Source organism: Ignavibacterium sp., from assembly GCF_025998815.1.
GTDB lineage: Bacteria > Bacteroidota > Ignavibacteria > Ignavibacteriales > Ignavibacteriaceae > Ignavibacterium.
The window spans coordinates 2,715,399-2,728,715 of sequence record NZ_AP026678.1 but is presented as its reverse complement, the minus strand read 5'-3'; the positions used below and the strand labels follow the sequence as shown (position 1 = coordinate 2,728,715).

Below are 13,317 nucleotides of genomic sequence, written 5' to 3'. Positions count from 1 at the left end.
GACGCAGAGCCGCAAAGATTAAACTCTCTGCGACTCTGCATTTGCAAACTTAATTTATAACATTTCCATCTTTATCAAGTAAAATCGGATCACCAAAACCAAGCTCTTTTAATTTATCGAATTGAGTTGCTTTATCACCTACAATCAAATAAATCATCTTATCAGGGTGCAGATATTTTTGTGCAATTGTTTTATGCTCTTCAATTGTCATATCCTGAATTTGTTTTTCCTGATTCTTTACATAATCAAACGGAAGATTATATTTTGCAATTTGTGAAAGCATCACACGCAAAGCACCAATTGTTTCAAATCTTAAAGCATTAGACTTCAACAAAGAATTTTTTGTGAAGTTTATATCTTCAGGAGATATTCCATTACGATATTTAATTATCTCATCCCTGAAAATCTGTGCCGATTCTAATGTAGCATTTGTTTGAACTGCAGAAGTAGCTATAAAATAGCCGGGCAACTCTGTGCCACGGAAATCTGTTCTGGCGCCATAAGTAAATCCTTTTTCTTCTCTCAAAATCAGATTTACAATTCCGTTGAAACTACCACCGAGTTTATAATTCATTACATAAGCTTTGAAATAGTCGGGATGTGTGTAAGAAATTCCCAAATGTCCTATACGAATTTCCGATTGTTTTGCGTTAGGAAAATCAATAAAGTAAACAACAGCTTTATCTGTCATCTTTGGTTCAGGATAAGTTTTAATCGTAACCGGCTTTTCTTTCCACTTATTTTCCAAAGCTGAAAATGTTTTGACCACATCATCTTTATTAATCTTGCCTACAAAAGAAATGCTTGCAAGCTGAGGTGCAATATTTTTTTCGTAGTAATTTTTCAAATCATCTAGAGTAATTGCATTTACAGATTCTTCTGTTCCAAGAATATTCTTTGAAAAAATATGTTCATCTCCATAAATAAGCTTGTTAAAAACATTCGAAGCTACTGCGGCAGGATTTGATTTACCTCTTCTTATGCTCTCCAAAGTTTCCTGTTTCAATCTTGCAAATTCCTTTTCATCCCATCGGGGCTCTAAAAGAATTTCCTCAGCAAGTTTATAAACTTCATTAAACTTAGAACTAAGGCAATTTGCCTGCAACACAATTGATTCATTCGTTGCAAAAACATTAATACGTGCGCCAAGTTCTTCGATTGCATCTTCAAGTTCTATCGGAGTTTTGTTTTTTGTTCCCTGAGTCAGCATTCTTGCTGTAAGATTGGCAACTCCAACTTTGTTCATATCATCCTGCAATAAACCGCCTTTGATTTCAATCTGAAAATCGAAAAGAGGTAATTCGTTATATTCAATTCCGTAAATCTTAATTCCGTTTTTAAGTTGTGCATCCCATACTTTTGGAACATTGATTAAAGGATCTGCACCAAGCGCCGGAACAATGTTTCTGTCGAATGAAGATGGAATTGGATCAACTTTCACCTGATTGTCAGGATTTGAATTGCGTGCCTTTATTTCTTCTTCATTCAATGGTTTGATTTGCTCTTCGGGAACTACAAATCTTTCAGAAGGCGAAGCAACCAAATCGGTTTTGCCGATAGGAACAAAACTTGTCAAAACATAGTTTTTATTTTTAATATATTTATTATAAACACGCCAAACATCTTCTTTTGTAACTGCGAGACTGTTTTTCAAATCTTCCGAAATGAAATCAGGTGAGCCGGCATATTCATTATACTGTGCTAACTGAAATGATTTGCCCAATACACTTGCAATCCGGTTATAAAAGCTTGTTTCGATTCCTGCCTTAATTCTTTCCAGATCTTTATCCGTAAAACCTTCTTTCTCAAATTTTTCAAATGCTTCAAAGATTGCCTTTTCTACTTCGGTAAGATTTTTATCCGGGAAAGTTCTTACTCTTATTCTGAAATTACCTGCGAGTTCACTACCATTTTGAAATACGCTTACAGAAGGTGCAAGATTTTTCTCTTCAACTATTACTTTGTAAAACGGTGAGCGTTTCCCTTTTGCCAGCAAATCTGCCAAAACATCAAGTGCATAGCCATCTTTATTAAATTGTTCAACTGTTGGGAATACCATATTTAATTCAGGTGACTGTGCAAATTTATCTTCATAAAAAGCTCGCTTAATTTCTTTCAGTTGAACAGGCATCGGTTTAAGATCAGTAACGGGGGCAGAAGGTTTTAATTCACCGAAATATTTTTCAATAAGTTTTTTTGTTTCATCCTTATCGAAATCGCCTGCTACTACCAGTGTTGCATTATTTGGACCATACCAGGTTCTGTAAAAATCATGAACATCTTTTACGGTTGCATTCTGTAAATCGATTAATTCACCGATAACTTCCCAACTGTAAGGATGTCCTTCCGGATAAAGAAGTTTGTCGATTACATAATTTGTATGTCCATAAGGTTGGTTATCAACTCTTTGTCGTTTTTCATTCTGAACAACTTCCTGCTGATTAAGAAAAGCTTCCTGAGTTACTGTTGGTAAGAGATAACCCATTCTGTCTGACTCAAGCCAAAGAACAAGCTCCAATGCATTCTTTGGAACAATCTGATAATAAATTGTTCCATCCTGCCATGTTCCTCCGTTAAGTGTTCCTCCATTTTCCTGGATGTATTTGAAGAATTTATCCTGACCTACATGTTGGGATTCCTGAAACATCATATGTTCAAAAAGATGAGCAAACCCGGTCTTACCAGGTTTTTCCCTGTTTGAACCAACATGATATAAAATCGTAACAGAAACTATCGGATCGGATTTATCTTCATGAAGAATTACCTCAAGTCCATTTGAAAGTTTATACTTTTCATAATCAAGCTTAAACTTTTCAGCGGACTGCGGAAATAAGACCACAGTAAAAAGCACTAAAAAAGTTGCTAAAGAAATTTTTTGCGAGAACATTTTTCCTCCGTATATAGAATTTTAGGACACAAATATCGGAAGAGAAACGTATTTACAGAAATGGAAAAATGACGAGCGGTAATAAAATTATATTAATTCATTTCAAATAAAGCTGTGCTCAGTTTCTTTTTCTCATTTCTGTCTTTAATGTAAGCTCTGAAAAGGGCTATTGAAAAAACTGAAACTGAAGAAACTAAAATTGCAATCCCCAATAACATTGGATTAATCCTTCCGAATAGAAAGTGAAGTGCCTGAATGGCAAAAAATATCATAAAAGATTGGGCTACAAGAATTATGTTTGTATAAAGCCTCGAGTTCATAAATCACCATAATTTTTGCGTTAAACTTAATCCCTGATTATTAAGCTAATATTAAGGGAATGTTAAAGAATTGTTATCTATTTGGGAAAGGAAATCCGGTGACACGAATAAGACTATTATTAGATTAGAGGGTTTAAGAGATCTTTATAATTGCAGTTACTTTAATGTAAAATGAAGTCATAAGAGCTTTTAATGATTTTCATATAGAATTCAAATCATTAACTAAACGAAAATCATTAAACATATCTGAAATGTATTTTTTCAGTTCATTCGGTTCAATAATCTCCATTGCATCCCACCAACTGATGCACCAAGCAGCTAATCTGTTAGTTATTGGTTGATTGGTTTTTAAAATTATGCGTCCATCAGATTGTTTTTGTATTTCAAAATCTTCGAACCAGATTTTATAGTAAAGTTCCTGTTCAACTTCTGGAACAAACCTTAGTACAATTTCTTTCATTTCGCCAGATTTCTCTTCAACAGAGGCTTTATTGAATTTCTTTTTTGTAAGTGACAGTTCCTTAATTCTACTTAAGTAAAAAGTTTTCAAGATTGTTTCATCGTCCTTTACTGCGTGTAGAATCCAATTATTGTTTGTTTCAATAAGATTATACGGTTTGAGTAAATATTGTGAGGTAATATTGTTTGTCAGTTTTTGATATTCAATTTGAATAACTGTCTGCTCTTTAACTGCCTTTGCAAGCAGAACGATTTTGGAAAAGAACCTCGGATCAATTTTAGAATATGTATTTATTGATTTAGTAAAGTAATCGGAATTTAGTTTTATAGAAATATAATATGAAGCGAGGGTGACTAAATCTTCTTTTTTAGGTTTGTTAAGAATTTTGATCCCCGATTTTCTTCCAAAAGCTTCTATTCCTAATGAGCGATAATACTGGAGTATTCTTGATATGGTGATTTCTTCTACATTGAATTGTTCTGCTGCTTGTGATTTTGTGATCGATTCCCCATTTAGAAGTTTTGCAAGCAGTTCTACTTTTCTTACCGAATCGAGATAATTTTTATCACTCATAATTTTTCAATAAATAATATAATTAATTAGTCGTGACTAAAACTAAAAATCGGGGATTTTTTCAGCTCGTTTACAATTTTCCTGACATAAGTATCAGTAAAATATTTATGCCTATTCCGTTTACTTGGATGATAACAAAGAATAGATTGATGTTTATCACTTATTGTAACTAAGCTATGTTTTATCAGTTCGATATTTTTCTTAAAGATTTTTCTTAATAAATCTTGAAAATCAGTCTGATAGCTGACTCCCAAACAAATAAACACTTTTGGTTCTTCTAATATGTGAAATTCCTTTATAAAATTGTTAAACGCATCAATTCGCTCCTCCCAATAATTCTTTTTCCATTCATCAAATGATGAAACATGAAAATACTTTTCAACAAACAAACCAAAACTATTATCTGAGGTATTGTCCCTCCCGATAGGAAACAAATTACTAAGAAAAATTTTTACTTCGGAATTGCCTATGCTTGATCCAGTATATTTTGAATTACATAGATTATTAAAAATTTCTAAAATACCACTGTAAGTAGGGTTGTTATCTGCCTTTTGTTTAAGCTCTTGTACCTGAATATCCAATAACATGGTGTTGATTTTATCTTCCGTGATATAATATGGCTTTCCCTGGGAGTTTTCAAAACAATCATAAAAAACATTAAGCTTTTTTATTTCATTTTGTTCATCTTCCATTTTGAATTCTCCATGTTCATCAATTCCAATAAACCAGAGAGGTGATTTTGGATCACCATAACCAATAAAATTATTCAGTGCTCTTAAGTTCGGGCTCATAGATTTTTGAGAATTTATGTCAATCCAATTTATAAAAATATTTTAAACTAATTATCCTTGAATGATAAGAAATGTATGATTTCTCTTAGCAAATTAATAGCAGTTATGGAAATAATAATCATCGTAATAATATTTTACTTGTTAGGACCCTTAGTCAAAGGATGTATGAAAATATTTCTTATTATCTTATTTATAATTCTGATATTAGCATCACTTGACTGAAATTAGCGGTCATAATTTTAAAAATTAAATCTAATATTTTCTCTTCTGTCGCTTTGTATAAGCTTTAGAAGCCAAGGATCTATATCAAGACCGCTTCTCTCTATATTCAGAAACTCTAAGGAGTTCATTTCAAAAATATCCTCTGGTAAAGATTCTAATTTGTTCCCTGAAAGATTTATGTATCGTAGATTCTCCAATAAAGTTATTTCTGCTGGCAATTCTACCAGCAAATTATCGTTCAGGTGGATTATTTCAAGCTTCTCAAGTTTACCGAACTGATTGGGAAGACTTTTTATTCTGTTCGCGGACCAATAAGCTTTTTTGAGATTTTTTAAATTAACAATTGATTCAGGTAAGTAGGAAAGATTTCTGTTTCCTTGTAACATAAACACCTCGAGATTTTCAAGATTACCTATTGATTCGGGTAATGACAATATTGAGGTGTTATTGATCGTTAATTCTTTTAGGTTAATTAAGTTACCAATTGACTCAGGTATTTCTTCCAGGAATTTAGTACTCAGTTCAAAGTGTGTAAGCGATTTCAGCTTGCCAATATCTTCCGGCAAAGCATTCAAAAGCACATCACTGATCTCAAGTTTCTCTAGCTTTCTGAGATTGCATAATTCAGCAGGTAGTTCAAACAAAGTATTTTCTCTAATACTTAGTTCCTTTAGGTTTTTTAATTTTCCGATTTCTTTGGGAAGATATTCAATTTCATTTTCATCAAGAATTAAGTTCTCAAGTTCCTTTAGTTGACCTATCTCTTTTGGAAGTTCAGATATGTTGTTATCTGAAAGATTAAGAGTCTTAATTCCTTTAAGTTTAAATATTTCATTTGGAACTTCTTTTAGGTTTAGGCTTGACAGGTTTAACATACCTGAATCAAATTCAATGAAATCCATAAGAATGGCTTTTAAGTTCCGTTCATTTGTTTCATTGGTTAATATTATTTCCGGAACTGAAGTTTCAAAAGTAAAATTCCATTCTTCCGGATTCTGAACCTTGGTATAGATTTCGGATGTAAGCGAATATTTCTTCTTGATAAGGGTGAAAACTTCATTAATAAATATTTGAAAATCTTTCCATTTAGGATCTATATCAATGTCCACTATTGTGTTTTCATACGTCTCCAAGAAATACGTCTCTTTATTATCTTCATCTAAACAACTGAAAACCGAGTAAATGATATCGGATTCCTTATGATATTTAGCCTTAGCAGCAGCTATCCAATGACACCTAAAATATCCCGGGCACTTAATTTTTGTAAGTAAAGCAACTTCAATATTTTCGCAAACAAATGCAGCAGTGAATTCTGCTGAAATTATATCTCCATCAAATTTGCTCATATCTTAATCCGGAATGTTGTTACTTCTTTTATTGTAGGAATTTTATTTTCCGTTAATTTAAGTATTTGATTATTCTCTAAGGCAACTGAGGCTAGAGATTCACCTTCTTTAGAAATAAAATCCACTTCAAACAATCTGTTAGATTTGTAGATATATATTACTGTCCCGACAGTGCCTTTTTGAAAAGGTGGATTGGAGATGTCCTCCTTTAGGTAAATAATATCATAAAGATTAAATTGTTCCACTGCATTAAATAAGAATTAAGTTAAGTAATTCAATGTCTTTTGTTTTTTCTTTGTGAAGCCAGATTGTTTTCAGATAGAATTTTTTATTATTTATAGCTATACTTGTCACATATTGTATCCTGTAAATAAATCCAAGTTTATAGAGAACCTCGATGTGAAGATATTCCTGCTCAAGAGGGATACGATTAAGTGATTCAATCAGCGTTTCAACATTTTCAATTGAAACATTTATCCTTGCAAAAGCCTCTTTCGTAAATCTGCCCATAAAGTGATCTTTGTTAAGTAAGTAATCAGTAAAAAGGCTTTTATTAATTTTTGGTTTTAGATTATCCGGGAGTTTCATAAAAGAATAATTTTTTATTGGTAAGTATAGTTGGTGAGAAAAAGAAATTCTTATCATTGGATGATAAAAACTTATTGATTTCTTACATCGTGGCCTCGGAACTTCGTCAAAAGAGGTTTCTTAAATGACAACTTATTAGCGAGTGGATCTTGGTTGACCAGATAAAAACAATATTACTTTAATAATCCCTTACTTCTTTTATTGAATGCAATTATACTAATTAGTAATTATGAGTTGATTTTATTTTTGCCCTCGACTAATCTTCAATTGTGCTGGCTTGGGGAGTGCCTAAAATTGTAATATGTTTAAAAGTAATGACCATTTCAATTATAGGATATCTTATTAAACAATTAAATGTTCTTTTGATAGTGAAAAAATTGCTCAGAAAATTGCTTATAAACTAAGATTGTTACCCTTAAAAAAAGGCTAAAAATACAATTAGCAATTTTGTGGTAATCAGAGACAAGTCCGCCGCGGCGGATTGAACCTGCAACTTTCATTCTATAATTGTTTTTAGGTATTCTCTACCTACTCCGGTTTTTAACCACTTCTCTCTTTTCAATGCTTCTGTCTTATTATCAAATTCTTCTGTATAAACTAAGCCCCAGTTTGTTCCTCTCTTTGTCCAGAATGATAACGACTTGTTAAAACAAAAAAACCCTCACAAAGTGAGGGTTTTTTTATTTTTAGTAGCGGGGGCAGGACTTGAACCTACAACCTTCGGGTTATGAGCCCGACGAGCTACCAATTGCTCCACCCCGCGATATAAACTTTTTATTTGAGTTTTTTGTGAATCCCTTGAGAGCTAATACCTATTGGGACTCAACCCCGCGATGTTTAATTTCTTCTAAAATCGTGTGCGAATATAATCAAAAATGCGCGGCCGAGCAAATGAGTTTTTTTGCTCTAACCATCAACATTATTGAAACTTGATGCAATTCCATCAAGTGTTTGAGAGCGAACATGAATTTCGTTCAGCTTCTGAATCAAACGAAGAATAACTTTTCGTTTTTCATCTACAAGTTCGTTCATAAATGAACTTACTTCGGGAATGTTGCATTCATCAAGAACACTTTCATAAAATCTAACCATTGCTGTTTCCCGACGCAAAGCTTCATTCAATGTAGCGCAAGTATTTTTACAAGCGTGCTGGCATTTGATATCATTTTCTGCCATAGCTAACCTCTGTTGTTTTCTTTGAATTTAATTGCTGAACTATCAAGCAAGCTCAGCTTGTTTAACTAATTCTCTTCCACGATTCAATGCCTGTTCATTCAAAGGAATAAGATTGTGCCTTCTGGGTGGAAGAGCTTTCTTTAATGCTTCGATTAAGGTTTCAATTTTCAGTATTGGTTTCTTCTCAAGAAACGCTCCAGCCATAATCATATTTGCAACTTGTTTAGCATTAAGTTTATCAGCTTCTTCAATAGCAGGAATAGGTATTATTTCAATATCGGTTCTTGTTGGTGGATGAATTACAGTTGATTGTTCATATATCAACAAGCCACCAGGTTTAACTGCTTTTTCAAATTTATCAACTGATGGTTGATTAAGAAGAATTGCTGTATCAAATCTTGTAATTATTGGTGAACTGATTCTTGAGTCGGAAACGATTACTATACAATTAGCAGTACCACCACGCATTTCAGGACCGTATGAAGGCATCCAGCTTACTTCTTTTCCTTCAATCATACCGGCATAAGCAATTAATCTTCCCATCGAAAGAACACCTTGTCCACCAAATCCGGCAATAATTATTTCTTGTTCTTTAATCATTTCATTTTCCTCTGATTTAATTATTCTTTTGGAACTTTAAGATCACCAAGTGGATAATATGGGAACATTACTTCTTCAAGATATTTAATTGTTTCAACTGGTGTCATCTTCCAGCCGGAAGGGCAGTTTGAAACAACTTCAATAAAACATGTTCCTTTGTTCTGCATTTGATATTCAAAAGCTTTGGTGACAGCTTTTTTAAGTTTTCTAACTGCATTTGGATTATGAACGGATTGTCTTGTGACATAATAAGCGCCAGGCAATTGAGCAATCAATTCAGTAATCTTTAACGGATAACCAGCCATATGAACATCTCTTCCATATGGTGAGGTTGAAGTAACCATTCCGGGCAAGGTTGTCGGAGCCATTTGCCCACCAGTCATTCCGTAAATTCCATTGTTTATGAATACAATGAGAATATTTTCACCACGGTTAACTGTGTGTATTGTTTCAGCAGTTCCAATTGCTGCTAGATCGCCATCTCCCTGATAGGAGAAAACTAATTTATCGGGAAGAACTCTTTTAATTCCGGTAGCTACCGCACTTGCTCGTCCATGTGCAGCTTCCTGCATATCAATATTCATATAGTGATAGGCAAATACAGAACATCCAACAGGTGCAACACCAATTGTTTTATCCTGAATGTCAAGTTCATCAACTACTTCCATTAAAACATTATGAACAACGCTGTGGCCGCAACCCGGACAGTAGTGATATGGAACATCAGTTAATGTATCCGGTCTGCAAAACACCTGTTCGAGCTCTGTCCCGTCTTCTAATAATAATTTTTCATTCATTTTAATTTCTCCTAATCGTGAAGCACATTTTGTTTTTCAAGAATTGATTCAACTTCGTGAAGTATTTCTTCAGGAGTTGAAATCATTCCACCCATTCTTCCTTTGAAATAAACCGGAACTTTTCCTTCAACAGCAAGGCGAACATCTTCAACCATTTGTCCTGCATTCATTTCAACATCAAGAATAAATTCAACTTTTTCAGAAAGTTCGGCAATTCGTTTATAAGGGAATGGATAAAGAGTAATTGGTCTTAACAATCCAACTTTAATTCCTTTTTCTCTGGCAAGATCAACAACCTTCTGACAAATTCTTGCAGAGAGTCCAAATGCAACCAGCAGAACTTCGGCATCGTCTGTTTGAAACTCTTCCCATCTGACTTCACTTTGCATATCTTCATATTTTTTCTGGAGCTGAAGATTAACCTTTTCCATTTCTTCCGGTTGAATGAAAAGCGAAGTAATGATATTATGATTTCTGTCTTTAGTCTTGCCTGTAGTTGCCCAGGGAGCTGGAGTTTTTGGTAATCCACCATCGGGCGGAAGAACAACTTTTTCCATCATCTGGCCGAGAGCACCGTCAGCAAGTATCATAGCAGGATTGCGGTATTTCTCAGCCAGACGAAATGCATCGAATACAAAGTCCGCCATCTCCTGAACAGATGCCGGAGCTAATACAATAAGGTGATAATCTCCATGACCACCTCCCTTTGTGGCCTGAAAATAATCACCTTGCGATGGTTGGATTGTTCCCAATCCAGGACCACCACGAACAACATTTACAATTAAACACGGAAGTTGTGCTGAGGCAATGTATGATATACCTTCCTGCATCAAGCTGATTCCAGGAGAAGATGATGAAGTCATAACTCTTGCACCAGCACCAGCAGCACCATAAACCATATTTATTGATGCAACTTCACTTTCTGCCTGAAGAACAACAGTCTTTTTATCTTTTCTGTTTGGAACTTCGCGCATCAGATATTCAATTACTTCTGATTGCGGAGTAATGGGATAACCAAAATATGCATCTATGTTTGCACGAATCGCTGCTTCAGCAAGCGCTTCGTTACCTTTCATTAAGCGAGGTTCTTCTGTTCTCAATTCTTTTTCCATATAAAAATTCCTTTACTCTGATTTAACCTGAGTTTTCTTTGAGGGTTTAGCTTGTCTGTAAACTGTTATCGCAGCTTCGGGACAAACTAAAGCACAATTCACACATCCTGTACAAGCATCGTAAATCAGTTCCACATATCTGTAACCTTTTTCATTAAAATTTGGTGATAGACCGAGTGCATTTTGCGGACAGGCGACAATGCAAAGCTCGCATCCTTTGCAAATCTTTGCATCTATTTTAACCGTTCCTTTAATCATTGCTATACTCTTGAATTATTATTAGATGTAAGAAGAAACCAACCTTAGTGCCATACATTCCATAGCATTATATTATTAAAAAGGTTGATTATAGATTAAATTTTTCAGATTTAGGAAGTGAGATTATTAGAGCTTTCCTAAGTTTGAGAAGGTATTTTACTGTTAGCAATTATCAACCAATGAAGGTTAAATCAAGTGAGTCCGTACCAAAATGGTTTATATGAAGATTTAATGCTTTTAACCAAGTCAGTTTCAAGTGGTCCTTTGTTTATAATTTCTATATTGGATTTAAGATGGTTTATATCAGTTGTACCAATAACAGATGAATGAACTCCATCAGCAAAAGCACTGAATCTTAAAAATATCTCAAGCCAGTTTTTTTGATCAGGAAGATTCATTTCTTTCCATCTTATCCAATAATCTTCCGCATAATTACCAACGGGTCTTTCTGCAAATCTCCATGGTGCATTTGCAATTGCTCTTTTAGCTATTACGCCAAGATGTTTTTCTTTTGCAAGTGGAATTAAATTATTCAGTGAGTGTTGATCACAAATATTTACAGAAGTCATTATGCTATCAAACTTATTCGAATGAATTGCATATTCAAGTGATTCATTCTCTCCCGAGTAAGCCGCAAATTTTATCTTTCCCTGTTCTTTAGCTCTTTGCAGTGCTTCAATAACTTCTCCTCTTTTCAGGATGTTTATATCACAGGAATGCAGATGAACAATATCAATGTAATCAGTTTTCATCGTGCGAAGTGCTTCTTCAATTCCGGCAAGAACAATTTCATAAGTCCAATCCTGATAACCATCTATTCCATAACCAACTTTAGTTGAAAGAATAAAATCATTTCTTCGATGTGAAATAAATTTTCCTATTCTTTCTTCGCTTGCGTAATAACCGCGAGCTGTATCAATAAGATTTATTCCCAAATCAAGTGCTGTATTTAATAATTTATCTACCTGTATATCAGGTATATTATAATCACCGATCTCGCCGGCACCAAATCCAAGTGCTGAGACATTTAAACCTGTTTTACCAAATTCTCTGTAAATCATGTGCACTTAATAATTCTCTGTGGCTCTCCGTGTAAGTCCGTTTGGTTATTGAGTCGCTTCTCGTAAATCTTTGCCTTCCCTAACCATTCTGGAAAAGAGTGAAAGATTTGGATCGGTTAAAAATTTTATCCAGAGTTTTGTCCACGATTTATGATACACCAGATTATCATAAAACTCCGGAGCAGTTGCTTTTACTTTAGGAAGGTTATTCCATGGAATTGAAGGAAAATCATGATGTTCATTATGATATCCGACATTCAGCGCTACAATGTTAGCCGGACCGTAATAGCTATAAGTCTCCTGTGGTGGCGCAATAAGATAATGTTCCTGAATCCATCTCGCACCAAGCGGATGAAAGCCAATTGAAAAGAAAAAAGAAAATACGAGATAAAGAAAAGATGTCCAGCCGAAAAAGATAATTACCAAAGCATCAATACCGAAAACAACAATCCAGTTTATGATAGTCCAGAAATTCATAAATGGAATATCTTTTAATCTGGGTGTGCGCAATGCCTGAAATACCGGGAACATCATTTCCCAGAAAGCTTTCCCAATCAGAGAATTTCCAATCAGCTTTGCTTCCCATTTGCTTGCAAGGTCTGCATCAAGATAATAATCGCCCTGATATGAATGATGTTTCAGATGATAACTTCTGAAAGAAATTGCACTTGGTACAACATTCGGAATATCAGCCAGTATTCCTGCAATGTGATTCATAATTCTGCTTTTGAAAATTAGGTTGTGTGCAGCTTCGTGAATAAGAACATAACAAGCATGATTTGCAAATGCCCCAACAAAGAAGGCAACAATAAGAGCAAGCCACCAGGACTGATCTTTTAACAAGTAGGCAACAAATAGTTGTAACCCTGTTACGAATAAAATAATCAGAAAACTATAAGGATTTCTTCCTATAAAATTTCTTACTTCGGGATGAGCGTTTAGAATCGCTCTCGTTCTTATTTTATGTGGCTCTGGTTGATTTGAATATTGGAAATCTTTTTTTGAGGTAGTCATTTTAGATTTGTCCTTAAATAATTTTTCTCTTCGACAATTCTAAATTAGCACTCAATTATTTAAAAAATAAAAGCAGACCCGTTTAATTGAGTCTGCTTTCATTATCAATCAT

14 protein-coding genes and 1 tRNA gene are annotated in these 13,317 nt (G+C 34.1%); all 15 read right to left on the bottom strand.

The features are described from left to right. Positions 1-49: 49 nt before the first annotated feature. Positions 50-2,887, bottom strand: coding sequence for a pitrilysin family protein (locus tag Q0X14_RS11840; protein ID WP_297838778.1), 2,838 nt, complete (start codon positions 2,885-2,887; stop codon positions 50-52). Between the two features lie 92 nt (positions 2,888-2,979). After that, positions 2,980-3,207 (bottom strand): hypothetical protein, encoded by a 228-nt coding sequence (locus tag Q0X14_RS11835; RefSeq protein WP_297838776.1) that lies wholly within the window; start codon positions 3,205-3,207, stop codon positions 2,980-2,982. Positions 3,208-3,406: 199 nt separating this feature from the next. Next, positions 3,407-4,240, bottom strand: a complete 834-nt coding sequence (locus Q0X14_RS11830; RefSeq protein WP_297838774.1) for a WYL domain-containing protein — start codon at positions 4,238-4,240, stop codon at positions 3,407-3,409. A 26-nt stretch (positions 4,241-4,266) separates the two neighbouring features. Next, positions 4,267-5,031 (bottom strand): uracil-DNA glycosylase family protein, encoded by a 765-nt coding sequence (locus Q0X14_RS11825; protein ID WP_366522778.1) that lies wholly within the window; start codon positions 5,029-5,031, stop codon positions 4,267-4,269. Positions 5,032-5,270: 239 nt separating this feature from the next. Beyond that, positions 5,271-6,599 (bottom strand): hypothetical protein, encoded by a 1,329-nt coding sequence (locus Q0X14_RS11820; protein WP_297838770.1) that lies wholly within the window; start codon positions 6,597-6,599, stop codon positions 5,271-5,273. Beyond that, positions 6,596-6,844, bottom strand: a complete 249-nt coding sequence (locus Q0X14_RS15625) for a DUF4926 domain-containing protein (RefSeq protein WP_366522777.1) — start codon at positions 6,842-6,844, stop codon at positions 6,596-6,598. The genes Q0X14_RS11820 and Q0X14_RS15625 overlap by 4 nt, the downstream gene beginning before the upstream one ends. 4 nt (positions 6,845-6,848) lie before the next feature. Beyond that, on the bottom strand, positions 6,849-7,187 hold the full coding sequence (locus tag Q0X14_RS11815) for a DUF6883 domain-containing protein (RefSeq protein ID WP_366522776.1): 339 nt from the start codon (positions 7,185-7,187) through the stop codon (positions 6,849-6,851). A 690-nt stretch (positions 7,188-7,877) separates the two neighbouring features. Next, positions 7,878-7,950 (bottom strand) — tRNA-Met (locus Q0X14_RS11810). A gap of 143 nt (positions 7,951-8,093) precedes the next feature. Beyond that, complete coding sequence (locus Q0X14_RS11805) at positions 8,094-8,363, bottom strand: hypothetical protein (RefSeq protein WP_297838765.1); 270 nt, start codon at positions 8,361-8,363, stop codon at positions 8,094-8,096. Positions 8,364-8,405: 42 nt separating this feature from the next. Then, positions 8,406-8,963, bottom strand: a complete 558-nt coding sequence (locus Q0X14_RS11800) for a 2-oxoacid:acceptor oxidoreductase family protein (protein ID WP_297838763.1) — start codon at positions 8,961-8,963, stop codon at positions 8,406-8,408. A 20-nt stretch (positions 8,964-8,983) separates the two neighbouring features. Further along, a complete protein-coding gene (locus tag Q0X14_RS11795; RefSeq protein ID WP_297838760.1) occupies positions 8,984-9,760 on the bottom strand; it encodes a thiamine pyrophosphate-dependent enzyme in 777 nt (258 codons plus the stop codon). Between the two features lie 11 nt (positions 9,761-9,771). Beyond that, complete coding sequence (locus Q0X14_RS11790) at positions 9,772-10,872, bottom strand: 3-methyl-2-oxobutanoate dehydrogenase subunit VorB (RefSeq protein WP_297838757.1); 1,101 nt, start codon at positions 10,870-10,872, stop codon at positions 9,772-9,774. 12 nt (positions 10,873-10,884) lie between these two features. Further along, positions 10,885-11,130 carry a 4Fe-4S dicluster domain-containing protein gene (locus tag Q0X14_RS11785; protein ID WP_014559142.1) on the bottom strand — a complete coding sequence of 82 codons (246 nt, stop codon included), beginning with the start codon at positions 11,128-11,130 and terminating at the stop codon, positions 10,885-10,887. Positions 11,131-11,321: 191 nt separating this feature from the next. Beyond that, entirely contained in the window at positions 11,322-12,191 is an 870-nt protein-coding gene (locus tag Q0X14_RS11780) for an aldo/keto reductase (protein ID WP_297838749.1), read from the bottom strand. Positions 12,192-12,236: 45 nt separating this feature from the next. Beyond that, entirely contained in the window at positions 12,237-13,205 is a 969-nt protein-coding gene (locus Q0X14_RS11775; RefSeq protein ID WP_297838747.1) for a fatty acid desaturase, read from the bottom strand. Positions 13,206-13,317: the final 112 nt, after the last annotated feature.